Genomic DNA, 26,344 nt, shown 5'->3' with positions numbered 1-26,344 from the left:
CGCTGCTGGTCGGTTTCGCTCGTTGTCGGCGACCGGCGCCCCGGCTGTGATGGGAGGCGAACCACACGATCGGAGAACAGCAGTGAGCACAACACTCGGCGTCATCGGCACCGGAGCGGTCGGCGCGGGAGTCGCCCGCCGCGCCGTCGACGCGGGCCTCGCCGTCGTCCTGAGCAACTCGCGCGGTCCCGAGACCCTGACCGACCTCGTCGCCGAACTCGGCCCACGAGCCCGCGCGGCCACCCCCGCCGAGGCGGCGCGCGCCGCCGACCTGGTCATCGCGTCCGTACCGCTGGCGGCCCACGACCGGCTGCCCCGCCCGGAACTCGCCGGCAAGACCGTGATCGACCCGATGAACTACGCGCCGAACGTACGGTGGCGAGCCCCGGAACTCGACGCCGACGAGCTGACCTCCAGCGAACTGGTGCAGCGCCACCTCGTCGGCGCACGGGTCGTGAAGGCGTTGCACAACATCGGTCCCAGGCAACTCCTGGACCTGCACCGCCCGGCGGGCCATCCCGACCGCACCGCGCTGCCGCTGTCCGGCGACGACCCCGCGGCCAAGGAGGAGGTGGCCGCCCTGCTGGACGCACTGGGCTTCGACGCGGTCGACCTGGGCGCGCTGGCGGAGAGCTGGCGCAGCGAACCCAACACCCCGCTGTACGCCTTCCCCTACGTGGGCCCGCCACCGTCCGGCCTCGCCGTGCTCGACCTGGTGGCCTGGGTCCAGGCGGCACCCGGCGTCCCCGTCCCCGCGTCCAGGGTGGAGGAGTTGGCCGCCGCGGCGGTGCGCGGACCGGCGGGCTTCCGGATGTAGCCCACGCGGCCCGCGGTCGGTCAGCGTTCCACGGGGATGACCGTTCCGCCGACGTGCGAGCGGTTCTCAGCCTCGTCGAGCATCGCGGCGGCGACGGTCGCGCGGCTGACGCGGGGTGGGAGCAGGTGGCGGGGCGCGTTCGCCAGGGACAGGGCGCGGCGGGAGGTGCTCAGCGGGCCGGTCGTCAGCGGGCCGGGGTGGAAGACGGTGCCGCCCGCGGCCAGGACCGTGGTGTCGGCGGTGGTCTTGTCGTCCAGTTCGGACTTGAGGAGCAGGCGCAGCAGCGTCCTGGTCAGCGGTCCCGCCGCGTCGGCCGAGGCTCCCGTGCCGAACGCGCCCAGCCAGATGATCCGGTCCGGTCGTGCCCGGACGACGGCCTCGGCCCCCGCGGTGAGCACGCCCGGTGGTTCGCCCTTGGGGATGCCGAGTCCGGAAAGGACGGTCGTGCCCTCGGGGAGCACCCGTGCGAGTGACTCCGGGTCGCGCAGGTCGGCGACCACCCGGACGAGGCGGTCGGAGTCCGGGACCGTCACGCGGCTCGGGTCGCGGGCGATCGCGGTCACGACGTGGCCGCGGTCGAGGGCCTGACGGGTGAGTTCGAGGCCGGTGGCCCCGGAGGCGGCGAGGACGGTGATGTTCACGAGGTCTCCACGATGGACAGGGCTTCGAGGGCGGGGCCGTGGACGCCGGGGGCGGCGGCCAGCAGGGTGGCGCTGCCGACGGTCCACGGCACGCCCTGGACGTCGGTGAGCACGCCGCCCGCCTCGGTCACCAGCAGCGCGCCCGCGACGAGGCCCGAGCGGACGTCGCTGTACTGCCAGAAGGCGTCCATGCGGCCCGCGGCGACGTGGACGAGCTGGAGCGTCGCGGGCACCGAGACCCGCAGCACGGTGCCCGCGACCAGCATCGCGGTCACCGACTCACCCATCTGGCGGAACGTCTTGGTGCTCTCCCCCGGCCGCGCCTGACCGGTGCCGACGAGCGCACCCTCCAGCGAGGTCTTCCCGGACGGGCGCAGCGGAACGCCGTCCTGGTGGGCGCCGCCGCCCTCGATGGCCGTGTAGGTGGTGCCCAGCAGCGGCAGGTGCACGACCGTGAGCACCGGGCGGTTGTCGCGGACGAGCGTGGCGGTCACGCCCCAGTCGGTCAGGCCGTGGATGTGGTTGATGTTGCCCTCGGCGGGGTCGGTGACCCACCACTCGCCCGCCGGGAGCGCGCCGCCCTCGAGTTCGTCCTCGACCCAGCCGGAACCCGGTCGCGCGGCGAGCAGCGGCTCGCGCAGGAGTTCCAGGACCGCCTCGTCGTTGGCGTGGATGGCCGCGATGATCTCGTCGAAGTTGGTCAACCACGGCGGGTCGGCCGTGAAGCGCTTCTGGAGCAGCGCGCCCGCCGCCTCCACGATGGAGACGACCTCGGTCAGCAGCGCGGTGTCGTTGTGGGACATGGTTTTCCTCGTTTCGCTCTGCGGTGTTGACACCAACGTATGGACCGCGAGCCATAACGTCCAGTGCATGCTTGCTCATGATAGGTTTACCCGCATGCAACTGGACTTGAACCTGCTCACGGCGCTGGACGCGCTGCTGGAGGAGGGCAGCGTCACAGGTGCCGCCGACCGGCTGCACCTGTCCGCGCCCGCGATGAGCCGCACCCTCGGGCGCATCCGCCGGGCGACCGGGGACCAGATCCTGGTGCGCACCGGCCGGACGATGACCCCGACGCCGCACGCGACGGCGATCCGCGAGCAGGTGCACGCGCTCGTCCACCAGGTCCACGGCGTGCTGTCGCCCGAGCGCGCGGTGGACCTGGCCACGCTCGACCGCGTGTTCACCCTGCGGTGGCACGACTCGATCACCACCGCGGTCGGCGCCGAACTCCTCGGGACCGTGCGCGCCCAGGCTCCGGGCGTGCGCCTGCGGTTCCTGGTCGAGACGACCGCCGACACCGACGACCTGCGGCGCGGCCACGTCGACCTGGAGACGAGCTCCCACGAGCCCGAGCTGCCCGAGATCAGCCGCGAACTCGTCGGCCACGACCGGCTCGTCGTCCTGGTGCGAGCCGACCACCCGCTGGCCGCCCAGCCGCTCACCCCCGAGGCGTACGCCGCCGCCGAGCACATCACCGTGTCGCGGCGCGGCAGGCTGCGCGACCCGATGGACGACGTGCTGGAGGACCTGGGCCTGCGCCGCGAGGTCGTGGCCGCCGCCCCCACCACGCTCGCGGCGATGCAGCTCGTGCGGCGGGGCGACTTCCTCATCGTCGTCGCCGAGCGGGCGAGCAGTTCGCTGGTCGGCGACCTCGGCCTCACCGCGCTGCCGATGCCGGTCGAGATGCCCGCCGTGCCGCTGTACCTGGCCTGGCACCAGCGCTACGACGGCGACCACGCGCACGTCTGGCTGCGCGGCCAGGCCCTCGCCGCGCTGCGGGCGCTCCAGGCCGGTGGGGCATCATCGGGCGCGTGACGAACGACGAGGGCCGGGCGCTCGCCCGACGGCTGTGGACGAGGTACGAGTCGGTGCACGCGCTCGTGTACTTCCACCCGACGGCGCTGTCCGCGCTGGAAGCGGTGGGGCTGCGCGGTTTCTGGCGCGGCTACTTCGCGCAGCGCGCGGCTCCGCTCGGCCCGGTGGACGAGGCGCCGGTGCGGGCCGCGTTCTTCGGCTTCGCCCCCGCGATGACCGCCCGCGCGCTGCCCGCCGTGTGGGACCTCGCCTCCCCGGCCACGGCGCTGGCCGCGCGGCTGGACGGCGCCGGGCGGGCGTTGGCGGGCCTGCTGCCCGACCTCGACGAGGACCTGGCCGACGACCTGTGGGCCGTGGCGTCCGCGCTGCCCTGCGGCGGCCGGGTGCTGGCGGCGGCGAACGCGGCGCTCCCCCGGCCCGACGACCCGCGCCAACGCCTCTGGCAGGCGGCCACGACCCTGCGGGAGCACCGGGGCGACGGCCACGTCGCCGCCCTGCTGACCGCGGGCGTGACCGGCCTGGAGTCACTGGTGCTGCGCACGGCCTCCGACCTGGACCGCCGGGTGGCGCAGGCCGCTCGTGGGTGGACAGACGAGGAGTGGTCGGCAACCGCGGAAGCGTTGCGGGAACGGGGGTTGCTGGTCACCGAGACCGAGATCAGCACCGCCGGGCTGGCCCTGCTGGAGGGCGTCGAGCGGGTCACCGACGACTTGGCCTGGGACGGCTGGACGCGCGCGGGCGCCACGGCCGCCGACGCCCGACGGCTGGCGCGGGACCTCCACGGACCTGCGCGGACGTGCCACGCGACCCTGCCCGCCGCGCACCCCATCGGCGTGCTGGACCTGGACGCCTGAACAGACGCCCCGGCACCATCCCCACGACCCGCCCCGATGGCCGCGCGATCCTGCCCATCGCGCGACCGATCGGGGCCGACGGCTGTGCGGAGGCCCCCGTGAGGGCCTCCGCGGCCGTCACGCGATCGTGCAGGCGGCCCCGTTCAACGTGAACGAGGTCGGTGCGGAGGTGTTGCCGGTGTGCGTCGCCTGGAACCCGATGCCGGTGGACGCGCCCGCGGCGATCGTCCCGTTGTAGGAGGCGTTCTTCGCGGTCACCGCCCCGCTGGTCGGCGTGTACGTCGCGTTCCAGCCGGACGTGATCACCTGGCCGCCTGGGAGCGTGAACGCGAGCGTCCAGCCGCCCGTCACCGACGCGCTACCGGTGTTGGTGATGGTGATCGTCGCGGTCAGGCCGGTGTTCCACGCGTTCGTGCCGTAGCCCACGCGGCACGCGCCCGCAGGCGGGTTGGACGTGGTCGTGGTCGTCGTTGTCGTCGTGGTCGTCGGCCCACCCTGGTCGAGGCCGAAGAACTGGATCACCCGCAGCCCCATGCCGGACGCGTACAGGTTGTGGCCGACGCCCTGGAGCGAGATGGCCTCGACGCCGGTCCCGTAGCGGGTGCGGGTCCAGCCCGACTGCGGGCTGTCCGTGGACGTCGGCGTGGTGGACACGCCGTGGACGTTCGTCCACTGGTCGATCTCCTCGCCGAAGTTGGGGTAGCGCAGGGTGTCGTCCGCCGTGCCGTGCCAGAGCTGCATCCGCGGCCTCGGCCCCGAGTAGCCGGGGTAGGCGGACCTGGCGATGGTGCCCCACTCCTGCGGGGTCTTCAGCACGGTTCCGTTGGCGCACGCGCTGTTCCAGCCCGATCCGTCCGTGGTGGCGAAGCACCCGTCGGGCACGCCGGCGAACGCCGCGCCCGCCTGGAAGACGTCCGGGTAGTTGGCCAGCATGACGTTGGTCGTCATGGCCCCGGAGGAGACCCCCGTGACGAACACCCGTCCGGCGTCGCCGTTGTAGCGGTCCAGCGCGTAGCGCACCATCGACATCAGCCCGACGGGGTCGCTGCCGCCGTCGCGCTTGAGCGCCTGCGGCGACGACACGTCGAAGCACTGCCCGCTGCGGGTCGCGGACGGGTAGACCACGATGAACCCGTATTGGTCCGCCAGCCGGGCGAACTCGGTGCCCGAGTAGAACGCGGGCCCCGTGCCGGTGCAGTAGTGCACCGCGAGCAGCACGGGTGGTCTGGCGGCGAGCCGGTCCGGCACGTAGATGTGCATCCGCAGGTTGCTCGGGTTCGTGCCGAACCCGGTGACCTCCGTCAGCGTCGCGGCCGAAGCGGGTGGGGCCTGCGGGGCGACCAGCACGGCGAGCACCGTGACGAGGGCGGCGACGAGGGCTCCGAGTGTTCTCACCACGACGGCGCCGTGGCGGGCAGGGGGTGGAGAGGTGCTGAGGTGCATCCTTCCTCCTTGAAGGATGGCGGCCAGGGGCCGCTTCACCGTACTGCCGCGTCAGCCGATCAGACGCGTAGTTTCGGGTGGTTTCGAGTCTCATTTGGTTCACTGATCAGCATAAATGTCGAATATGCCATTCGACGGCGTTCGAAACTTTCTCGAAGCCATCGAAACTTTACGGCGAGCGGGCCCCACCCCGTTCCTTGACATCGCGCGCGCCGGTGAGAAGTCTTGTGCCGCTCACAGTCGATCACCTGAAGAGCCGGGGCCGCCACGCGCGCACCGGTCGGCGCGAGAGGGCGAAGTGACCACCCCCGCCTCACCCCACAAACGCTCCACGCGCACGGCGCTGTTCGCCGCGGCGGCACTGGCCACCGTCGCCGTCGTGGTGGCCGCGATCCTGGTGTCCACCACCAGCGGCGCGGAGAGCACCCCGTCGCAGATGGGCAACGCGACCCACTTCGCCGGGTTCGGCTCGTCCTACAGCGGGTGCGGGCTCCCCCAGGACGTCCTCGACTCGCAGAACTTCGTGTCGCTCAACGTGTTCGACACCCCCGGCGACTACTCGACCCACGCCCGGCCGCTCCCCACGTCGGAGTCGCACCGGATCGGGCGCTGGGAGAACGGCCGCAACTGCGGCCGGTACGTCCAGGTCACCCTCGGCAGCTACTGCACCGGGATCAACGACGGCACGCAGGGACAACCGTTCTGCCGCGGGGGCTCCTGGATCGGCGACGACTTCAACGGCGCCACGCTGACGATGGTCGTGGCCGACGGCTGCGCGGACGCCACGGCCTGGTGCCGCGACGACCCGGACCACCTGCGACTGTCCACGAGCTCCTTGACGAGGTTCACCAAGAACGGCGTGTCCGTCGCCCCGATCCTGCCGGACCACTGGAACAACCGGCACGTGTCGTGGTCCTACGTGCCGACCCCGAACTACAGCGGCGACCTCGAACTGGGGTTCCTGCGGGACTCCCAGGCCTCCCGGCCCGTTCTCGCGGTGTCGCACCTGCCCAACGGCATCCACGGCGTGGAGTACCTGGACCCGAACGGCACGTGGCGGCAGGCGAAGCCGAACGGCGACATGGGCCAGGCGTTCGTCCTCGGCCCGGCGAGCGCGGGTGGCACGGACTACCGCATCCGCGTGCGGGACGTCTCCGACGAACTGGTGAACCGGGGCAGGGTCTACCGCTTCGGCCTCCCGGCCGACTGCTCGTCGCGGTGCGCCGACTCGTACACGAAAGTCCACTACAGCACCGAGGAAGGCCCCACGGTCACGTCCACGGACGCCTGGACGACCGCGCCCCGCGCGACCACGACGGAGGTCACCACCACCACGACGACCGTCGAGGCGGCTCCGACCACGACCACCACCTCCGACGTCGCGGCGCCCCCGGCCCCCACCACCACGACCACCACGACCCAGGCCCCGACCCCCGGCTGCACCGCGACCTACTCGGTCGGCGGCTCGTGGCAGGGCGCCCACCAGGTCGAGGTCACGGTCCGCAACACCGGCCCGCGGCGGATCTCCGGCTGGCGGGTCACCTTCTCGGTGGCCGGGTCCCAGCGGTTCACCAACACGTGGAACGCCGACGTGTCCCAGTCGGGCAAGCGGGTGTCGGCGACCAACGAGGACTACAACGGTTCGCTGGCGTCCGGCGCGTCGACGACGTGGGGCTCGATCGTGTCCGGAGTGGACCAACCGGTGACCGGGCTGAGCTGTTCGCCGCGCTGATCCTCAGGCCTGCGCGGTGGGCCGGATGACGACCTCGTTCACGTCGACGTCGTCCGGCTGGTCGATCGCGAACGCGATGGCGCGGGCGACGGCGTCCGCGGGCATCGCGACGGTGTCGCGCAGGGTTTCCAGCCGCGCCTTCGCCGCGGGGTCCGTGACGGACGCGGCGAAGTCGGTCGCGGTCATGCCCGGCGAGACCACCGTGACCCGGAACCCGTCGCCCGCCTCCTGGCGCAGGCCCTCGCAGATGGCGCGCACGGCGAACTTCGTGCCGGAGTAGACCGCCTGCCCCGGCACGGTCTTGAACGCGGCCGTGGACGCCGTGGTGACGAACTGGCCGGCCCCCTGGCGCCGGAACACCGGCAGCGCCGCCGCGATGCCGTGCAGCACGCCCTTGACGTTGACGTCGACCATGGCGTCCCAGTCGTCGACCCGCAGGTCGTCCAGCGGTGAGACCGGCATGACCCCGGCGTTGTTGACCAGCACGTCCAGCGAGCCGTACCGCTCGCACGCCAGCTCGACCAGCGCGGCCACGTCCTCGCGCCGCCGCACGTCCGTCGACGCCCAGGCGGCTTCCCCGCCGGAGGCCGCGATGCGGTCGGCCAGCGCCTCCAGCTCGCCCGGCCGCCGCGCGCCGAGCACGACCTTCGCGCCGTGGTCGGCGAGGCGGAGCGCCGTCGCCTCGCCGATGCCCTTGCTGGCCCCGGTGATGACGACGACCTTGCCCTTGATTCCCGACATGGGGGTCCTTCCGATGGCGATGTAAGAGGGCTATCACCAGCTAAAGTAAGTGGCCTATCACATCGATGTCAACCGGGAGGCCGAGTGACCGGCACGCCGCGCCGCGACCGCTACCACCACGGCGACCTGCGAACGGCGCTGGTCGACACGGGTTTCGACCTGCTGGCCGAGTCCGGTCTCGCCGAGTTCTCCGTCGCGCGGGTGGCCCGCAGGCTGGGGGTCAGCACCGCGGCCCCGTACCGCCACTTCCCCGACCGCGACCACCTGCTGGCGGCCGTCGCCACGCGGGCCGCCACCGAACTCGCGGCCGAGGTGGAGCGCGCGGTGGACGCGGCGGGCTCCGACCCGGTGGACCGGTTCGCCGCGTCCGGCGGCGCGTACGTGAGGTTCGCGGCCACCCGCGGGGCCGGGTTCGCCGTCATCTTCGCAGTGGACCTGCGCGACCTGCGGGACGAGGCCCTGTCCGCCGCGGGCCGCCACCTCATGGACCGGCTGCTGGACCTGGCCCGCGAGGCGATCGGCGGGGACACCGAACGCGCGCTGTGGCTGCTGGAGCAGCAGGTGGCGCTGGCCCACGGGTACGTCGCGCTGCTGTCGGACGGCTTCTTCGCCCGACCGCACCACACCATCGACCACCTGGCCGTACAGGCGGAACGGGCCGCCCGCACCCTGATCCGCGGGCTGGAACCCTGACCGACCACCGCCGATACCCCCTTCGGCGGCATCCGGTAGAGCAGTCGCTGAGAACGTGAACAAGCTGAACGTCGGCCCTTGACCTGGCTTTGATGAAGCTCCTACGGTCAATCGACAGCTCGGATGTTATCGCTCACATAGCGTCGACCCGAGCAGTTCGACAACCCGAACCGACAACGGAGCCGGTCATGAGTCGAAGAGTCCTGTCCGCACTGGTCGGGCTGCTGATGATCAGCGGCACGACGGCCGCGCTGAACCCCGGAACGGCGTCGGCGGCGACCTACTCCGGGTACGTCATGGGGTACTTCACCGAGTCGCCGAACTTCAGCGGCGCGAACTACGGGCTGCACCTCGCGGTCAGCGCGGACGGCCTGAACTGGACGCCCCTCAACCAGAACAACCCCGTGGTGACGCCGACGCAGGGCACGCAGGGCCTGCGCGACCCGTTCATCCTGCGCAAGCAGGACGGCACGTTCACCGTGCTGGCCACCGACCTCAAGGGCACCGACTGGAGCCTCCAGAACCAGTACGTCCACGTGTGGGACTCGACGGACCTGCGGTCGTTCACCGGCTACCGCAGGGTGAAGCTGCACTCGATGGCCACGCACTCCTGGGCGCCGGAGGCGTTCTGGGACGCCTCGCGCGGCCAGTACGCGATCATCTACTCGGCCGTCAACGGCGGCCACGACGTCATCATGGCCAACTACACCAGCGACTTCACCACCGTCGGCGCGCCGCAGACGTTCTTCGACCCCGGATACGCGGCGATCGACGGCCACCTGCACCAGGTCAACGGCGTGAACCACCTGTTCTTCAAGAACAACACCAACGGCACGCTGCTCGCCGCCAGGTCGTCGACGCTGAACCCCGGCAGCTTCACCACCTACAGCGGCCCGGTCTCGCACGGCGGCACGGAAGCGCCGATCGTCGTCGCGTCGCTGACGTCGGGCACCCGGTACCTGTGGGGTGACACGTACACGCCCAACGGCGTCTTCTACGCGTGGCAGACCACGAACGTCGCGAGCGGCGCGTGGACGCCGGTGGACCAGCGCTCGTACACGCAGCCGCTGAACTCCAAGCACGCCACCATCCAGCCGATCACGGCGGCCGAGATGTCCGGCTTGCTGTCGAGGTGGGGCGCGCCGGCGTGGAACCGGCTGAAGGCCTACAACTACCCCGACCGGTACGTGCGGCACCAGAACAACGTGGCCCGCGTCGACACCTACCCGTTCGAGCCGTACCAGGACCAGCAGTGGCGGATCGTCCCCGGCCTGGCCGGTTCCGGCGTCTCGTTCCAGTCCGTCAACGTCCCCTCGAGCTACCTGCGGCACTCCGGGTACGCCGTGGTGCTCGCGCCCGACGACGGGTCGGCCGCGTTCGACGCCGACGCGACCTTCACCGCCGTGGCAGGTCTCGCCGATTCGGGCTGGACCTCCTACCGGTCGTACAACTACCCGGACCGGTACCTGCGCCACGCGGGGTTCGTCCTGCGGATCGACCCGGTGTCCACGGCGACCGACCGGCAGGACGCCACGTTCCGGGTCGGCTACTGAGGAACGCGGTGCCCGCGGCCGTCACGGAGGCCGCGGGCACCGCGCCGGGACCCGGTGCGGGGAGTGGCGGCTCCCCGCACCGGGCTGTCGGTCCGGCCGTCAGGAAGCCGTGCAGCTCGGTTCCATGCCGGTGCCGACTCCGGTGCCCTGGAAGCCGAACTCGGTCGACTGCCCGGCGGACACGCGGCCGTTGTAGGCGACGTTCGTCCAGGAGTTGCCGCTGCGCTGGACGTTCCACGAGTTCGTGACCGTCGCGCCCGACGGCAGGGCGAGCGTCACCGTCCAGCCGTTGATGGCCGTCGACCCGGCGGTGACCTTGACGGTGGCGACGAAGCCGCCGTTCCAGGAGTTCAGCGACACCGCGGCCGTGCAGCCACCGGGCAGGGGCGGGTTCGTCGTGGTCGTCGTCGTGGTCGTGGTGGTCGTGGTGGGGTCGGTGCCGCCGCCCGCGTTCAGGGCGTTGAGGGTCGAGGTGTAGGCGGCCTTCTTGTTGCCGGAGCCGTCGAACAGCAGCGGGGTGCCCGAGGCGCGCCACGAGTCGGTGTCGCGGATGCCCCACACGGTGATCCCGTTGCAGCGCGCCACGGCCAGGCACGCCGACACGACGCGCTGGTAGTTGGCCGCCTGCGCCGACCCGGACCCCTCGATGTCCAGCTCGGTGATCTGCACGTCCACGCCGAGGGCGGCGAAGCTGGACAGGGTCGTCTGGTAGTTCGACGGCACCGGGCTCTGGGGGTTGAAGTGCGACTGGAGGCCGACGCAGTCGATCGGCACGCCGCGGGACTTGAAGTCCTGCACCATCCGGTACACGGCCTGGGTCTTGGCGTGCGACCAGTCGTCGGTGTTGTAGTCGTTGTAGCAGAGCTTCACGGCGGGGTCGGCGGCCCGCGCCGCGCGGAACGCGGCCTCGATCCAGTCGTTGCCGCTGCGCTGGAGGTTGGAGTCGCGCCGCGCTCCGGAACTCCCGTCGGCGAACGCTTCGTTCACCACGTCCCACGCGTAGAGCTGGCCCTTGTAGTGCGTGGCGACCTGCGTGACGTGGTTGAGCATCGCCGACCGCAGCGCCGAGCCCTCCATGTTCTGCATCCACCCCGGCTGCTGCGAGTGCCAGGCCAGCGTGTGGCCGCGCACGCGCATCCCCTGGGCCTTGGCGTGGCTCACGATCCGGTCGGCGTTGCCGTAGGAGAACTGGTTCTGGTTGGGCTCCGTCGCGTCGATCTTCATCTCGTTCTCGGCCGTCACCATGGTGAACTCGCGGTTCAGGATGCCGACGTAGGTGGAGTCCGACAGCTTGTTCGCCGCCACCGCGGTACCGAAGTACCGGCCGGTCTGCGCGGCGGAGGCGCCGAGGGTGGTGGCCGCGACGGCGGACGTGGCGAGCACCAGCGCGCCGCCGGTCGTGGCGACCACCAGGCTCGACACGAGCAGGGCCCGTGACACTGACCTCGATGTCAGTTTCATGTGTTGCACCTTCTGGGAGGAGCACCTGTGTGTTCCGCAGGTGGGGTTGGCAGGGACCAAGCTCCGGCAGGCTCAGGCAACGGGAGTATTGACCGAAACATATAGACCTGACAACCCCGGATCAGACCAATTCACGCAGGTGAACAGGACGTTGGCCCTCGACCCAACGGGTCGATTCCCTGGTGCGCAGCGCTGTAGCCAGCAGGTTTCGACGGCGCGGCTCCGAAACTCACGCCGAAGAGTTTCGCTCAATTGGACGAAACTTTTGCCTTCGACCCCGGTCGGCAAGAGGTGCCAAGACCAGGTTCAGGCGATGACGCCGATCGCGCGCCACGACACGGGCCGGACGACCGGCGGCACGCCAGGACGTCGGACGACGCTTCAGGACGTCGGACGGCACTCCAGGCGGATAGTCCACAAAGGACGGAGGGGCCTACCGGGCTCCGCGGCGGCGCACGGCTCCGAACGCGAGCACGTCGCCCTGTGCCAGCAGCGCGCGGGCCAGGTCGGTCGCCTCGGCGGGGGTCAGGCTCAGCCAGGCCTCGCCGCGACCGCTGCCGTCCGGGCCGACGCGCAGCGTGACCCGCCCGATGGGCGCGGGGGCGCTGAGCTCAATCCGCCCGACCGCGATGTGCCTGCCGCACTTCGTGGTCAGCGCGTCGCCCTCCGGCGACCCGGCTCGTTCGACCATCACCGACACCCTCCTGCTCCGTTTGCCCCTCGCGGGTACCCGGTGCAGCGCTGACGCGGCACGCGCTATTCCCGGTGGCCCGCACGGGTCCGGCCTGCCGAGGCGAGCACGTCCGCCACCCGCTCCCGATCGACGTCCGCGGTCGCCGGAACCCCGTGACGGCTCCACATCGGACGGCGCACCCGGTGTTGCGCGCCAAGGGGATCAGCGGCCGGGTGACAGATCGCCGCCAGTTCGTGGACAGTTCCCGCCGATCGGTCCACGGTCCCGCGCGAGCAGTAGCGTCGGGGCATGTCCGCCAACGCCGACGCCGTGACCGGTTCCGTCGCGGGGCCCAGACCCCCGGTCCTCGCGACCGGGTCGACGCGCGCTCACGGGAAGAGCGGGCTCCGCGGTGTCCGGGGACGGCCCCGGCCGATCTCCTCGGCGAGCCGCCTGCCGCCCTGCTCGCGGGTGAGCCCCACCAGGTCGACGCACCTGATGTCGCGCAGCAGCCCCGCGGGCTCGCAGGGCGCGACCCGGACCGGGATGAGCCCGCGCCGCAGGCCGTCGGGGTCCGCCGCCCACGCGGCGTGCCACTGGGCTCCGAGTCCGGGTTCACCGAGGTAGGCGGGCGAGATGACCGCGATGGTCCGCTCGGACAGCCGAACCGCCTCGTCGAGCCGGTGGACGGCGTTGGAGCCAGGAGCGGAGTCCCACACGGCCAGGTACGTCGTGGAACCGCCCGATTCGAGCTCCCAGGCGATCCACTCGCCCCATCCCGTATCGGATTCGGCGCACGACACGAAGAAGTCCCACTCCACCCGTTTCCCCTCGCACCGAGGAACCCGCGGAACGCCGCGACGAGCGACAGGGTACCCAGCGACCACACGACATGGGGCGTAGATGACCGTATACGGGATAGACCTGGGCACGACCTATTCCTGCATCGCCCGCGTCGGCGACTCGGGCAAGCCCTCGGTCGTCCGGAATTCGATCGGCGAGGAATCCACGCCGTCGGTCGTCTTCTTCGAGGACCGCTTCAACGTCGTGGTCGGCCGGGAAGCCAAGAACGCCGCCCTGCGCAATCCCGAACTGGTGGTCTCGCTGATCAAAAGGGACATCGGTAAACCGGGGATGACCCTCGACTTCCACGGGACCGACCACACCCCGGAATCCATTTCCGCCCTCATCCTGAGGGACCTGGCGAAATCGGTCGAGGGCAGCACCGGCGACACGGTGCGGGACGTCGTCATCACCGTTCCGGCGTACTTCGGGGTCGCCGAGCGGGAAGCCACCCGGCAGGCGGGCGTGATCGCCGGGCTGAACGTGGTCAACGTGGTCCCCGAACCCGTGGCCGCCGCCCTCTACTACGGCGTGCTCAACACCGGGGCGGACCGCACGGTGCTCGTGTTCGACCTCGGGGGCGGGACGTTCGACACCACCGTGATCAGGCTGGCGGGCGACGACATCACCGTGGTCTGCACCGACGGCGACCACGGCCTCGGCGGGGCGGACTGGGACGCCAAGCTGGCCGACCTGCTCGGCGAGCGCTTCATGGCGGAGCACCCGAACTCCGACGCGACCGACGACGAGGACTTCCTCCAGGAGGTCGGGCTGGTGGCGGAGGACCTCAAGAAGGCGCTGAGCAGCAGGCGCACCAAGCAGGAGGCGATCCACTTCAACGGCCTCAAGGTCCTCACCGAGGTCAGCCGCCAGTCGTTCGAGGACATCACCGCCGAACTGCTCGACCGCACGATGGACATCACCGAGCGCACCCGCCTGCTGGCCGCGGAGCGCGGCGTCACGCGCTACGACGAGGTCCTGCTGGTCGGCGGGTCGACGCGCATGCCCGCGGTCGCGGAAGCGCTGCGCTCGCGGTTCGGGTACGCCCCCAAGATCCACGAGCCCGACCTGGCCGTGGCGAAGGGGGCCGCGCTGTTCGCGCTGGTGGAGTCGGTGAAGGTCGTGTCGTCCGGGAACGAGGAGGTGGACGCCGCGGCCAGGCGGCTCGGCACCTCGGCCGACGCCGTCAGGAAGATGGCGGCGAAGAAGGTCACCATCGTCACCCCGAGGGCGTTCGGCGTGGCCGTGGTCGACGACGAGGACCCGACCAAGGAGAAGATGCTGGTCAGCCACCTGCTCGTGGCGAACACGCCGTTGCCTGCCGAGAACACCCAGCAGTACACCACCGCGTGGCCGGACCAGCGGTCCATCGACGTGCAGATCTGGGAGCAGGCGGGCGCCATCGCGTCCGCGCGGCCCGAGCACAACAAGCAGATCGGCCAGGCCCAGATCAACCGGCTCCCCCCGATGCCGAAGGGGTCACCGGTCGACATCACCTTCCGCATGGACGAGAGCGGGATGCTGCACGTGAAGGCCACCGAGGTGCGGACAGGGAAGACCGCCACGACGGAGATCACGATCGGCGACCTCACGGCCCGGCAGGTGGCCGCGGCGCAGGACGCGGTGGCGCGCCTGTCCTGAACCACCGCAGCGACGGGCTGACGACGGCGGGCACGCTCGACACCCCGGACGGCAGCGGCGCCAGCTCGCGGACGATCTCGGTGATGGACGGGCCCGCGCGCACGACCATCCGGTCCCCGAAGGCCGACTCGCCGTCGACCGCGCGGCGGCGCCGGAGCCAGAGCAGCGCGTCGAAGTCCGCCTTGGCGGCCTCGGGCACGTCGTCCGCCCCGCCGTGGAGGACCGCGGCGACCGCCAGGTACGAGCGCCGCTCGCGGAGTTCGTCCGCGAGCACGGCCGACTCGACCAGGTGCTCCCGATCGCGGCCGACCAGCCACAGTTCCCGGTGGACGTGCATCGCCGCGACCCGGTCGCCCAGGTGCCGGGCCGCGGCCAGCGCCGCGTCCAGGAAACGCACGGCGGACGCGTCGTCGCCCCTCGTGCGGGACACCTCGGCGAGGCCGCGGTCGCAGTCGACGAGCAGCGAGCGGACACCGGTGTGCACGGCCGACTTCCTGGCCTCCTCGTACCGGTCCCGCGCCGCGTCGAGGTCCCCGCTCGCCAGCGCCCCGTCCCCCGCGACCAGCAGTGCGACGACGACCGCGGGCGTGCGCGGCAGGTCGTCGGCGACCAGCGCCAGCCGGTCCACGACGTCCGCCGCCGCCGCGCCGACGCCCGCCGTCAGCAGGACCCAGCCGAGCAGGACCAGGCAGGACAGGACGTCCTCGGAGCGCCCGAGCCTGGCGAACGCGCTCTCGGCCCGTCCGAAGGACGCCGCGGCGAGGTCGGCGCGCCCCAGCTCCGCGAAGCACCTGCCGCGCTGCCTGAGCACCTCGGCCAGCAACTGGGGCGCGTGGACGTCGTCGAGGACGTCCAGGACGTGCTCGTAGGTCTTCAGCGCGTTCGGCCAGTCGCCGTCCTCCAGGTCGAGGTCGGCCAGCCGGGTCAGGCACTCCGCGGTCAGCCGACCGTCCCCCCGTGCGACGTCCAGGGCGGTTTCGAACAGCTCGACGGCCCTGCCGACCTGCTCGCGGGCGCGGGCGATCAGACCGAGGGCCAGCAGGCACACCACCTCGCCACGCCTGCTGCCGAGTTCCCCCGCCTGGCGGGACGCCCGGTCGAACATCAGCGCCGCGCCGTCGAGGTCGTCGGACCGGAGCGCGATCAGGGCGAGTTGGATGGCGAACCCCATCCCCAGGTCGCCCCCGGTGTGGTCGGCGCCCTCCCGGAGCACCTCGGTCGCCTCGTCGACCAGCCCCGCGTCCGCCAGTACCTCCCCGAGCGTCAGCCGGAACGCGCCCCGCAGCAGCGGCTCCTTCGCCATCGCCGTCCGCAGCGAGTCGCGCGCCGCGTCCACGTCGCCCAGCACGCCAAGCACCCGCCCCAGCTCCCGGTGGCCGATCGCCTCCCCGCGCCGGTCGTCCAGCCCCGACGCCAGCTCCACGAACTGCTCGTAGGCCGCCTGCGCCTCGGAGAACCGCCCGAGCGCGAACAGCGCCTCGCCGACGAGTTGCAGGCAGGTCGCCTGCTGGGGCAGGTCGTCCACCTCCTCGGCGAGTTCGAGCGCGCGCCGCAGGTGCTCCCAGGCCTCGTCGAACAGCCGCCGCCGCACGCACAGCGCACCGAGCTGGAGCGCCGCCGCGGCGATCACCCTGCGCAGGTCCACGTGGGCGGAGGCCACCTCCTGCGCCCTCAGGTCGTGCCGTTCGCCCGCGGCGTGGTCCCCGAGCGCGTGGGCGATGCCCGCCAGGTCCGCGTGCACGGTCGTGGCCACGGTCTCGTCGCCGACCTCGGCCGCCACTTCGAGAGCGCCGACGCTGCACCGCTCGGCGCCCGCGTCGTCACCCCGTGCCAGCGCGAGCCCTCCGAGCCGCTGGTAGCAGCTCGCCAGCACCACCCTGGCGTCGAGCTGCTCGCCGATCCGGTCGTCACCAGCGACGGCGACGGCCCTGCGGTAGACGTCCTCGGCCGCGGCACCGTCGTCCTCCAACTGGAAGATCGTGCCTAGCTGCTGCAACCCGGCGGCCTCGGTCACCAGGTCGGCGGACTCGCGGGCCAACCGCAGGGCCGTCCGCTGTTCGTCCTTGGCGCGGTCGAAGTCGCCGCGGCGCATCGCGACGATCGACACGCGGTGGTGGAAGAGCCTGGCGCGCGGGTCGCCGTGGCCGATCGCGCGCAGCGCGTCGGCGCAGACCGCCATCTCGCGGTCCAGCGCGCCGAGCCGGTCCAGCACCGCGCACATCTCGGCGCTGGTCGCCAACGCCTGGTCGGTGTCCCCCGCGCTCCGGCTGTGGTGCCGCGCCTCCTCCAGCTCGTCGAGGTGGACCGTCACGTCCGACCGCCACAGCCCCGCCTGCCACCGGTGGTACGCGGCGGCCCGGCGGTGCGCCTCGTCCAGGTCGTCCCGCACGACCCGGCCCGCCAGCGACGCCGCCGTCCAACGGTGCACCAGGAAGCGCTCGTCGATCGGCGTGAGGAGGGTGAGGTCGACCAGGCGGGCGCACGCCGCGTCCAACCCCGCGCGGTCGGCCGGGACGACCGCGGCGGCGAGGTCGCGGTTCACCTGGGCGCTCGTCCCGCCGTCCAGCTCGAGGTCGGCCAGCGAACGGGCGGCGCCCCGCCCCTCCGCCGCGACCAGTGCCCGGTAGACCCGGCCGAGCCTCAGGTCGCGCTCGGGATCGGGCCGCCGATCCGGCGCCACGACCCAGCCCAGCGCCTGCCGGTCGACGGGCCGCCGGTAGACCGACGCGGCCACGAGCAGTTCGGCCGCCAGCGGGAACGACCTGCGCAGACCGGCGTGCAGGTCGTCGAGGAGCACGTCGGCCGAGGTGATCGTGAGCGTCGTCAGCACCGCCCCGTCGAGGTCGAGACCGGTGCCCTCGGTCCGCCACCAGCGGTCGGGGTCAGCGACGCCGTTGTGCCGCAGCGCCAGGTCGATCCGCCTGACCACGTTCTCGAACTGCGCCCCAGAGCCGCGCTCGGGCACCCGCCGCCCACCGCCGCGCAGCAGCGCGTCGAGGTACTCCAGCGCTCGCGGGTGCCCGCCCAGCCTGCGGAACGCGAGCAGCTTGGCGTCCGCGGGCAGCGCGTCCAGCGCGGGCAGCCGGAACATGAGCTTCCCGGCCTCGGCCTTCGACAGCGGACCGAGGTGGTGCGCCACCAGGCGCCGGTCCGCGACCGCGGGCGGCACGCGTGAGGTGATCAGCAGGTGCGCCCGCGTGCGGAGCCGGAGCCAGGCGTCGGTGAACGCGGTCAGCTCGGGCGGTTCGGGGAGCGGGGCGCCCTCGACCTCCAGCGGGTCGCCCAGCGGGTCGTCGAGCAGGACGAGCACCCGCGCGTCGAGCCTCGGCAGGATCTCCTCGTCGAGGACGTCGAGCCGCTCCCGCCACGGCTCGTCGGGGTCGGCCAGCTCCTCCATCGCCTCCGCGGCCCACTGCCTGCCCTGGCGGCGGCGGATCGCCTTGTGCAGGGCCTTCAGCACGTCGTCCGGCGTGCACGGACCGTGGCGCGTCACGACCAGCAGCTCCCGCTCGGCCCCGAGCAGGTGCACCAGCTCCGCGGCGAGGCAGCTCTTGCCCACCCCGCCCATGCCGTGGACGAGGACGCCGCGCGCGCCGTCCCGCAGCGCGCGCAGCAGCGAGCGGAGTTCGGCGCGGCGACCGACGAAGTCGCCGACGGCGAGGTCGACGACGCCGTGCGCCAGCACCTTCCGCGGCGCCCGTTGACGATCCGGGGCGACCTCCTCGAACAGGGTGTTGTGCCGGACCCTCTGGTGCAGCGCCGGTGTCGCCCACTCGGCGCGGTGCTCGGCCTCCAGCAGGTACCGGGCGGTGGACACCGCGACGAGGGGTTCCGGCGAGGCCGACGACGCCAACTCCCGGTAGGCGCGGGCCAGGAACTCGGTGGCGTACTCGTCGGTGACGGAGGCGTTCATGGCGAGCACGGAGGGGACGCCCAGGCCGATCAGGGCGCGCGCCAGTCCGGGGAGGGCCTCGGCGGACAGCGCCGTGGCGCACCCCGCCAGCACGACGAGCGGCACGGGGCGCCCCGCGATGACGAGGTGGCCCGCCAGCCGGTCGGCCGACACCTCGTCGACCCGGCCGTCCGGGGTCTCCAGCAGCAGCACGCCGGGGCGCGCGTGGCACGAGACGTGCAGGACGTGGAAGGCCTCCTCGGTCAGCGCCTGCCTGATCGCCTCGACCGAACCCCAGTTGAGCACCCGGACGTGGGCCTGCTCGCGGCGGGCCGCCCCCACCTGGTCGAGGATGCGCGCGAGTTCGTGCTCGTGGTCGAGCAGGTCGGCGCCCGTGTCGTCGGGGCTCGCGATGACGGCGAGGATCCGCAGCGGGCCGGGGACCCGCGTCAGCGCGGTGGCCTTCAGCCCCGGCGTGTGCCGGTAGACCTCGACCCCCGGCCGGAGCGCCACCGGCTCCCCCGCCACCACCAGGGACTCCCAGGGCAGGTCGGCCAGGTCGGGGGCGACCTCGAGCGCGAGGCGCGCGGTCCGCCCCGCTCGCGCGGCGTCCGCCAGCCGGGCGTCGAGGGCGGCGGCCAGGCCGTCCGGGAGGAACGCGTCCGCCAGCGCCGCGCCGAACACGCGCGTCGCGGCGTCGAGGTCGCCGTCGCCCGCCCCGGCCTCCACGCCCGCACGCACCGTCCGGCCGTCCGCGGCCCGTGCGCGGTTCATCTTCCACAGGGCGTGCCTCAGGCCGGGGCCCTCGCCGCGGTGGCTCGCGTGCCGGTCACGGGCCGCACCGGTCACGAGCGTCGTGGTCGTGGAGGTGACCCGCAGGGTCGTCCACAGCGGCGTTCCGGGCGTCCTGGCCTGGTCGTCGGGCACGACGAGCGACAGTTCGGCCCGCCGAGGCCCGCGCTCGACCCCCAGTTCGACGACGAGGTCCGCCACCAGCGCGTCGAACCCGCCCTGGTCGACCACCCCGGCGAAGCTGAACCCCTTCCACGAGTCCAGCAGCGGCGGCAGGACCACCTCGTCGTCGCGCAGCACCGGCACGAACCTGGCGAGTTCGCCCTTGAGCGCCCGCGTCGCGAGCGCGGCGTACTCCTCGGCGACCCGGTGGCCACCGGAGCGGCGGTGGCCCACCACGACGATCGCGCTCGTCGCGTCGCGGATCGCCTGGTCGATCCGGCCCACGGTCGACTCGCCCGCGCGGATGTCCCACGCGTCGAGGAAGACGGCGACACCCGCGTGCTCCAAGCCGCTCGCGAGGTTCTCGGCGAAAACCGCGTCCTCGTCGTCGTAGGACAAGAAAACCTGTGCGCGCATCACCGTCGATGATTGCAGCGGAATACCACCGCAGAAATATCCGGGAACATTTCTGGCAACATTCTGTCCACGAACTGACCAAGCTGTCGGAACAAACGGGTGATAGAAATCTCGACATGATTCCCGCACTGGGTCGACCCGAACCGGACGGATCGACCGACCCACTTCCCGACGTGCCTTTCGAACCCGACGAGAATTCCCTGGCGGAGTTGTCCGGGAGGGTGGGCGGCGTGGAAAAGGCGCTGCTCGACTTCCACCGGCGTTCAGCACATCGGGAATCGGTCATCGACGACCTGAGCGCCGAGAACCGGCTCCTGCGCGACGGCGCGCGCCGCGACCTGCTGAAGCCCGTCGTCGCCGACCTGATCCGGCTCTACGACGGGTTGACCGAGGCGTCGACGCGGACGTCGGACCGGATGTTCGCCAGCTTCGCGGACGACGTCGTGCTGGCGTTGGACCGGTGCGGCATCGAGGTCGTGCCCGCCGAACCCGGTGAGCCGTTCGAGCCGGGACGGCACACCGTCGCGGCGGTCCGGCCCGGCACGGGCCCGGAGCAGCACAACACGGTGGCGGCACCGCTGGCCGCCGGGTTCCGCGACGTCGAGACCGGCCGCATGCGACGCCTGGCGGCCGCGGCGTTCTACCGGTTCGACCCCGCACCCGAGGCGTGACCAGAGCGAGGAATGCCATGGCGACATACGGAATCGACCTCGGCACCACGTACTCGTGCGTGGCCCACGTGGACGACACGGGCCGAGCGGCCGTGGTGAAGAACGCGCTGGGGGACGACACGACGCCGTCGGTCGTCTTCTTCGAGACCCCGGAGAACGTCGTCATCGGGAAGACGGCGAAGAGCTCCGCGAAGATCAGCCCGGCCCTGGTCGTCTCGCTCATCAAGCGGGAGATGGGCGAGCAGCTCACGCTGTCGTTCCACGGCGAGGAGCACACGCCCGAGTCAATCTCGGCGCTGATCCTCAAGGAGCTGGCGCGAGCGGCGGGCGAGAGCACGGGCGAGACCGTGCGGGACGTCGTCATCACCGTCCCGGCGTACTTCGGCGTCAGCCAGCGCGAGGCGACCAGGAACGCGGGGACGATCGCCGGGCTCAACGTCATCGACGTCGTGCCCGAGCCGGTGGCCGCCGCCCTGCACTACGACGCGATGAACACCAGCGACAACCGGACGATCCTGGTGTACGACCTCGGCGGCGGCACCTTCGACACGACGGTCATCCGGTTGACCGGCAACGACGTCGAGGTCGTGTGCACCGACGGCGACCACCACCTCGGCGGGGCCGACTGGGACCAGAAGATCGTCGACCTCCTCCTGGACGGCTTCGTCGCCGAGCACCCCGGCAGCGAGGCGAAGGAGAACGAGGACTTCCTCCAGGAGCTGACGAACTCCGCTGAGGACCTCAAGAAGATGTTGTCCAGCACCACTTCCCGCAGGCACAACATGCGGTTCGCGGGTGACGTCACGCAGGTGACGCTCACCAGGGAGGAGTTCGAGCAGACCACCGCCGAACTCCTCGACCGCACCTTCGACATCACCGCCCGGACCGTGGAGCTGGCCAGGGCGGCGGGCGTGACGACGTTCGACGACGTCCTGCTCGTCGGCGGGGCGACCAGGATGCCCGCGGTCACCGAGGGCCTGCGCGGGCGGTTCGGCTTCGAGCCGAAGCTCCACGACCCCGACCTCGCCGTGGCCAAGGGCGCCGCGATGTTCGGCCTGATCCGGTCGGTCAAGATCGCGCTGCCCGACGGCGACGGCGGCGGGCAGCCGAACGACGGCGCGATCACCTCGGTCGCCGACCAGCTCGGCATCGACCCCTCCCAGGTGCGCGAACTCGCCAGGAAGGAGGTCGTCACCGTCTCGCCCCGCGCGTTCGGCGTCAAGATGTTCAAGGGCGACACCGACGAGCAGTTCATCGACCACCTGATCAAGGCCAACGAGGCCCTCCCCGCGTCCCCGCCGACGAAGCGGTACTACACGAGGTTCGACGGGCAGAGCGCCATCAGGATCGAGGTGTGGGAGCAGGCGGGCGCGCGGGCGTCGGAACTGGTCGAGGACAACGAGAAGATCGGCGAGGGGCTGATCAGCGGCATGCCTCCCCTCCCCAAGGGGTCGCCGCTGGACGTGTCCTTCCACATGGAGCGCAACGGCGGCCTCCAGGTGCACGCCGTCGAGCTGAGCACCCGCCAGGACCTGACGATCGACCTGGTCATCGACGGGTTGAGCGAGGAGCAGGTCGTGCAGGCCCGTGACGCGGTCGCCCGCTACACGGTCGGGGCGTGACGGCCCGTGGCCGACGACTTCGACGCCTACCGGGACACCGTGCTCGACGCGGCGCGGCGGGCGGGGAACGTGCCGCCGTCGGACCTGCTGGTCCGGTACCGCCTGGAGCCCCGCGAGGTCAGCGACCCCGCGGAGTTCACCCGCCAGGTCGACGCCGTGGTCAAGTACTGGCGGAAGCTCAAGCTCCAGAAGAAGTACCTGCCGCTGGCGACCGCGCTCCTGTCGTCGGACACCGACCTCCGACGTCGTGACGTGCTCAACCTCAAGGCATTCACCGAGCAGCGCGAGCAGGGGCGCGGCCACGCCAAGGAGCAGCTCGACCAGCGGGTCGAGGTGATCGCCGCCTCCCTGCCGTGCGTCACCGTGGCGGGACTGCGGCGACTGGTGGGGGCGCTGGAGAACGCGTTCTCGGAGAACGAGGTGCGCGACGCGCTCCGGGCGGGCGGGGTGCGGATCGTCGACCCGCCGTGGGAACTGGCGGGTGGCGCGCCGATCCCGGCGGTGCGCTCGCTGCGGGGTCCCCTGAACGCGCTCGGGTTCCGGCTCTCCCCCGAGGTCCTGTTCGGCACCGAGGCCGTCCGGCGGGGCTTCACCCTCCGCGACGGCTTCCGGCTCGCCGCCGACGGGCGGACCATCACCGTCGCCGACCTCGAGAAGGCCAGGGAGGAGCAGTCGCGGGCCAAGCAGGACGAGCGCAAGACCGCGATGGACAACCTGCTGGCGATCCTCCTCAACGCCGCCACCCAGGCGGACAACCTGCTCGACCTGCTGGTGTGGGAGGTGCGCGAGCACCTGCGCCCGGACATCGAGGCGGGACTGCCCGCGAAGCTGGTCGTCCACACCGCCGTCGGTCTCGGCCTCGACCCGACCGAGGCCGCCGACCTCGCGGTCACGCTCACCGGGGAGGACCAGGGCCGCGGCGACGGCAACGCCGGGCAGCTCGCGGTCGAGGCGCTCCGCGAAGGTGAGCTCCAGGAGGCGCGGCGGCTGCTCGACGGGCTGCCCGACGGCGAGGCGCTCGACGCGCGGAACCAGCTCGACGAGGCGCTGCGGCGGGTCGCCGACCTCGTGACCCAGGCCGACGCCGCGTGGCGCGACGGGGACCAGGAACGAGCGGCCAAGCACCTCGCCGCCGCCGCGGACACCGCCAAGGACGACGACTCCCTGCGCGAGCGCCTCGCGTCGATCCCGCCGCCACCGCCCGCCGAGGTGTCGGCCGGGCTGGACGGCGAGCGGGTCGTGGTGCGCTGGGCACCGAGCACGGCCACGACCGCGGGGGTCAGGTACCGGTTGGTCCGCGCGACCGGCGCGCCCGCCGTGTCCAGCTCCGCGGGCACTGCCGTCGTCGAGACCCTGGCGAACGAGGCGGTGGACGACGCCCCTCCCGCGGCGGAACCCGTCCACTACAGCGTGTTCGCCTCACGAGGGGACACGTGGTCCGCCGGGACCAGCGCCGAGGCGGTCGAACTGCTCCCCGAGGTCACCGCCGCGGTGCTCGAAGCGGGCGAGAGGTCCGTGACCGCCTCCTGGCGCGCGCACCCCTCCGCGTCCGACGTCCTGGTGACCCGCGTCGACCGCGCCGACCCCGCCGCCACAGCCCACCCGGTCGTCGTCCGGTCCGGTGCCTCGACCTTCGTCGACGACTCGGTCGCGGGCGGCGGGACCTACGACTACACCTTCCGGGCCGTCTACCTGAACCGCGCGGGCGCGCGGCGGGTGTCGGCCCCGGTGGTGGCGACGGCGAGCCCCACCGCCCGGCCCGTCGCCGTCACCGACCTCGACCACCACGTCGTCCAGGAACGCGGGAAGCCCGTGGTCCGGCTGAGCTGGAGCCCCCCGGCCGCCGGTGTGGTCGAGATCCGCTCGTCGGCCGCCGAACCGCCGTGGCGGGTCGGCGACGTGGTCCCGGCCGCCGAGGTCCGCTCGTTCGGGCAGCCGGTCGGGGGCGCGCCCGTGCCCGACGGCGGTGGACGGGTGCTGCTGCCCCTCCCCGTCAGGCAGGGGCACCTGACGGTCACGGCCGTGACCGTGTCCGGTGGCCACGCCGCGATCGGCGCGACGATCTCGCTGTCGCTCGTGGACCCCGTGACCGGCGTGACGCGCGAGCGGTTCGGCGACCTGGTCCGCCTGCACTGGGTGTGGCCGGAGGGCGCGCACTTCGTCCGCGTGCGGTGGTGGCCCGCCGACGAGGGCGACCAGCCGATCCACGTGTCGGAGGTCGAGGTCTCGGCGCGCGTCCACCAGGACACCGGCGGGACCGAGTTCGTCGCCGGGCGCGACGCGGTCGTGGTCACCCTGCAAACCGTGGTGCGGAACAGGGGCCGCGAGAGCGTGTCGGCCGCCGTGGTCGACCACGTCGCCGGACGCCTGACCGAGGTCGGCTACGCCGTCCACCAGACCGGGCTGCCCGGCAGGCGGCGGTTGGCGGTGACCTTCACCAGCGACCACGAGTGCAAGCTCCCCGCGGTCGTCGTGGTGCACCGCGCGGACGGCCGCGTCCCGCTGCGCGTGGACAGCGGCCGGGTCGTCGAGACCATCCCGCCCCGCCCGCTGGCCGCGGGCAAACCCGTCGTCGTGGCGCTCACCGAGCGGGTGAGCCCCCTGTCGGGGCTGGCCTGCTTCGTCGACCCGAACGCGACGCACCCGGAAGAGGTGACCCTTGTTCCCGACGCTCATCGGTAGCCGGTTGAACTGCCCGTACTGCTACCGCGACTTCCGCGCCAAGGAGATCCGGTTCCGCTGCTCCGGCCGCGTCGGCTCGCGGAAGAAGTGCACCACCTCGCTCGACCGCGTCCTGGCCGACCAGATGGGCGATCGCCAGCCGCAGCTCCCCGTGTTCGACGCGGACGGCCGCAAGCCGACCGCCAAGCACGAGCCGTGCGGCGCGGAGACCCACTACCGGCTGTGCCCCCGCTGCCACAGCCAGCTCCCCGTCCACTTCGGACGGACGGAGAGCAAGCTCATCGCACTGGTCGGCGCCAAGGAGACCGGCAAGACCGTCTACATGACCGTCCTGCTGCACGAGCTGATGAACACCGTGGGCGAGCGCTTCAACGCCTCCGTGCTCGGCGCCGACGAGAACACCCGGCTCCAGTTCGAAAGCGCCTACGAGCACGTCCTGTACGAAAAACGCGAGCTGCACGGACCCACCAAGACCGCCACGGCCGAACGCGGAGGCCGCAAGCCGCTGGTGTTCAGCTTCACCACGGGCAACGGCGGCGGCAGGGTCCGGCGCTCGCTGCTGTCGTTCTTCGACACCGCGGGCGAGGACATGGTGTCCGAGCGCAGCATCGACCAGAACGTCCGCTACCTGACCAGCGCCGACGGGATCATCCTGCTGCTCGACCCGCTCCAGATGCGCGGGGCGCGCCCGCACGCCGACGCCGACGCCGTGCTGCCACCGCTGAGCACCGCGGCGGACACCCCCGCCACGGTGCTCACGAACATCATCGAGCAGTTGCACGGCAGGCTCGGTGTGAAGTCGAACCGGCGCATCGACAAGCCGATCGCGGTGGCGTTCACGAAGATGGACGCACTCGACGGGTACATCCCCGAGACCAGCCCGCTCCGGCGCAGGCCCCCCACCACCGCGGCCTTCAACGAGCCGGACAGCCTCCAGGTGCACGAGCACATGCGGGCGCTGCTGCACGAGTGGGCGGGCCACAACATCGACGACACCCTGTCGAAGAACTTCGCCAGGTACCGGTTGTTCGGGTTGTCCGCACTGGGTGAGAGCCCCCAGGTCGACAGCGCGGAATCGCGCTCGCAGCGCGTGTCCGACCGCGGCGTCCAGCCCCGCCGGGTCGAGGACCCGTTCCTCTGGCTCATGAGCGAGTTCAGCACCATTCCCAAGACCCTCAAACCCGGCGGGGAGTGAC

Annotated in this window: 19 protein-coding genes; 11 read left to right on the top strand and 8 right to left on the bottom strand. The window is 72.3% G+C overall.

Going from position 1 to position 26,344, the window contains the following annotated elements; translation table 11 throughout:
* The first annotated feature begins 82 nt into the window (after positions 1 to 82).
* A complete protein-coding gene (locus NZH93_RS12150; protein ID WP_259623104.1) occupies positions 83 to 817 on the top strand; it encodes an NADPH-dependent F420 reductase in 735 nt (244 codons plus the stop codon).
* A 20-nt stretch (positions 818 to 837) separates the two neighbouring features.
* Here the strand turns inward: NZH93_RS12150 and NZH93_RS12145 are convergent, their stop codons facing one another.
* The gene (locus NZH93_RS12145; RefSeq protein WP_259623103.1) at positions 838 to 1,458 is read right to left on the bottom strand and encodes an NAD(P)-dependent oxidoreductase; all 621 of its coding nucleotides are present in this window, start codon (positions 1,456 to 1,458) and stop codon (positions 838 to 840) included.
* Positions 1,455 to 2,261, bottom strand: a complete 807-nt coding sequence (locus NZH93_RS12140) for an inositol monophosphatase family protein (RefSeq protein ID WP_259623102.1) — start codon at positions 2,259 to 2,261, stop codon at positions 1,455 to 1,457. The genes NZH93_RS12145 and NZH93_RS12140 overlap by 4 nt, the downstream gene beginning before the upstream one ends.
* A gap of 94 nt (positions 2,262 to 2,355) precedes the next feature.
* Between NZH93_RS12140 and NZH93_RS12135 the strand changes: the two genes are divergently transcribed.
* Together NZH93_RS12135 and NZH93_RS12130 are read left to right on the top strand one after the other, a co-directional pair.
* Positions 2,356 to 3,276, top strand: a complete 921-nt coding sequence (locus NZH93_RS12135; protein WP_259623101.1) for a LysR family transcriptional regulator — start codon at positions 2,356 to 2,358, stop codon at positions 3,274 to 3,276.
* Positions 3,273 to 4,130, top strand: coding sequence for an SCO6745 family protein (locus tag NZH93_RS12130; protein ID WP_259623100.1), 858 nt, complete (start codon positions 3,273 to 3,275; stop codon positions 4,128 to 4,130). The genes NZH93_RS12135 and NZH93_RS12130 overlap by 4 nt, the downstream gene beginning before the upstream one ends.
* A gap of 117 nt (positions 4,131 to 4,247) precedes the next feature.
* Here NZH93_RS12130 and NZH93_RS12125 read toward each other — a convergent pair whose 3' ends face one another.
* On the bottom strand, positions 4,248 to 5,573 hold the full coding sequence (locus tag NZH93_RS12125) for an extracellular catalytic domain type 1 short-chain-length polyhydroxyalkanoate depolymerase (RefSeq protein WP_259623099.1): 1,326 nt from the start codon (positions 5,571 to 5,573) through the stop codon (positions 4,248 to 4,250).
* A 298-nt stretch (positions 5,574 to 5,871) separates the two neighbouring features.
* Here NZH93_RS12125 and NZH93_RS12120 point away from each other — a divergent pair, with 298 nt between their 5' ends.
* Positions 5,872 to 7,305, top strand: a complete 1,434-nt coding sequence (locus NZH93_RS12120) for a cellulose binding domain-containing protein (RefSeq protein ID WP_259623098.1) — start codon at positions 5,872 to 5,874, stop codon at positions 7,303 to 7,305.
* 3 nt (positions 7,306 to 7,308) lie between these two features.
* Here NZH93_RS12120 and NZH93_RS12115 read toward each other — a convergent pair whose 3' ends face one another.
* On the bottom strand, positions 7,309 to 8,046 hold the full coding sequence (locus NZH93_RS12115; RefSeq protein ID WP_259623097.1) for an SDR family oxidoreductase: 738 nt from the start codon (positions 8,044 to 8,046) through the stop codon (positions 7,309 to 7,311).
* 84 nt (positions 8,047 to 8,130) lie between these two features.
* Here NZH93_RS12115 and NZH93_RS12110 point away from each other — a divergent pair, with 84 nt between their 5' ends.
* A complete protein-coding gene (locus tag NZH93_RS12110) occupies positions 8,131 to 8,739 on the top strand; it encodes a TetR/AcrR family transcriptional regulator (RefSeq protein ID WP_259623096.1) in 609 nt (202 codons plus the stop codon).
* Positions 8,740 to 8,927: 188 nt separating this feature from the next.
* Positions 8,928 to 10,292 carry a glycoside hydrolase family 43 protein gene (locus tag NZH93_RS12105; protein WP_259623095.1) on the top strand — a complete coding sequence of 455 codons (1,365 nt, stop codon included), beginning with the start codon at positions 8,928 to 8,930 and terminating at the stop codon, positions 10,290 to 10,292.
* 99 nt (positions 10,293 to 10,391) lie between these two features.
* On the opposite strand, the gene NZH93_RS12100 is transcribed toward NZH93_RS12105, so the two are convergent.
* The 3 genes from NZH93_RS12100 to NZH93_RS12090 form a co-directional block, all read right to left on the bottom strand.
* On the bottom strand, positions 10,392 to 11,753 hold the full coding sequence (locus tag NZH93_RS12100; RefSeq protein ID WP_259623094.1) for a glycoside hydrolase family 10 protein: 1,362 nt from the start codon (positions 11,751 to 11,753) through the stop codon (positions 10,392 to 10,394).
* A 433-nt stretch (positions 11,754 to 12,186) separates the two neighbouring features.
* Entirely contained in the window at positions 12,187 to 12,447 is a 261-nt protein-coding gene (locus tag NZH93_RS12095) for a hypothetical protein (RefSeq protein ID WP_259623093.1), read from the bottom strand.
* Positions 12,448 to 12,815: 368 nt separating this feature from the next.
* Complete coding sequence (locus NZH93_RS12090; RefSeq protein ID WP_259623092.1) at positions 12,816 to 13,247, bottom strand: toll/interleukin-1 receptor domain-containing protein; 432 nt, start codon at positions 13,245 to 13,247, stop codon at positions 12,816 to 12,818.
* 82 nt (positions 13,248 to 13,329) lie between these two features.
* Here NZH93_RS12090 and NZH93_RS12085 point away from each other — a divergent pair, with 82 nt between their 5' ends.
* Complete coding sequence (locus NZH93_RS12085; RefSeq protein ID WP_259623091.1) at positions 13,330 to 14,910, top strand: Hsp70 family protein; 1,581 nt, start codon at positions 13,330 to 13,332, stop codon at positions 14,908 to 14,910.
* Here the strand turns inward: NZH93_RS12085 and NZH93_RS12080 are convergent.
* Positions 14,858 to 20,173 (bottom strand): tetratricopeptide repeat protein, encoded by a 5,316-nt coding sequence (locus NZH93_RS12080; RefSeq protein WP_259623090.1) that lies wholly within the window; start codon positions 20,171 to 20,173, stop codon positions 14,858 to 14,860. The two genes, NZH93_RS12085 and NZH93_RS12080, sit on opposite strands and share 53 nt — an antisense overlap.
* Before the next feature lie 173 nt (positions 20,174 to 20,346).
* On the opposite strand from NZH93_RS12080, the gene NZH93_RS12075 reads away from it, so the two are divergent.
* Genes NZH93_RS12075 through NZH93_RS12060 form a run of 4 tightly spaced genes read left to right on the top strand, consistent with a single transcriptional unit; the run spans position 20,347 to position 26,343 of the window.
* Positions 20,347 to 20,844 carry a nucleotide exchange factor GrpE gene (locus tag NZH93_RS12075; protein ID WP_259623089.1) on the top strand — a complete coding sequence of 166 codons (498 nt, stop codon included), beginning with the start codon at positions 20,347 to 20,349 and terminating at the stop codon, positions 20,842 to 20,844.
* Positions 20,845 to 20,861: 17 nt separating this feature from the next.
* Entirely contained in the window at positions 20,862 to 22,466 is a 1,605-nt protein-coding gene (locus NZH93_RS12070) for an Hsp70 family protein (protein ID WP_259623088.1), read from the top strand.
* Between the two features lie 6 nt (positions 22,467 to 22,472).
* A complete protein-coding gene (locus NZH93_RS12065) occupies positions 22,473 to 25,148 on the top strand; it encodes a SaeA-related protein (RefSeq protein ID WP_259623087.1) in 2,676 nt (891 codons plus the stop codon).
* The gene (locus NZH93_RS12060; RefSeq protein ID WP_259623086.1) at positions 25,126 to 26,343 is read left to right on the top strand and encodes a TRAFAC clade GTPase domain-containing protein; all 1,218 of its coding nucleotides are present in this window, start codon (positions 25,126 to 25,128) and stop codon (positions 26,341 to 26,343) included. Before NZH93_RS12065 ends, NZH93_RS12060 begins: the two co-directional genes overlap by 23 nt.
* Position 26,344: the final 1 nt, after the last annotated feature.

The sequence above is a fragment of the Umezawaea endophytica genome (assembly GCF_025061645.1).
GTDB classification, from domain to species: Bacteria; Actinomycetota; Actinomycetes; order Mycobacteriales; family Pseudonocardiaceae; genus Umezawaea; species Umezawaea endophytica.
Note: the sequence above shows the minus strand (reverse complement) of the source record. Positions and strands in the feature narration are given on the sequence as shown.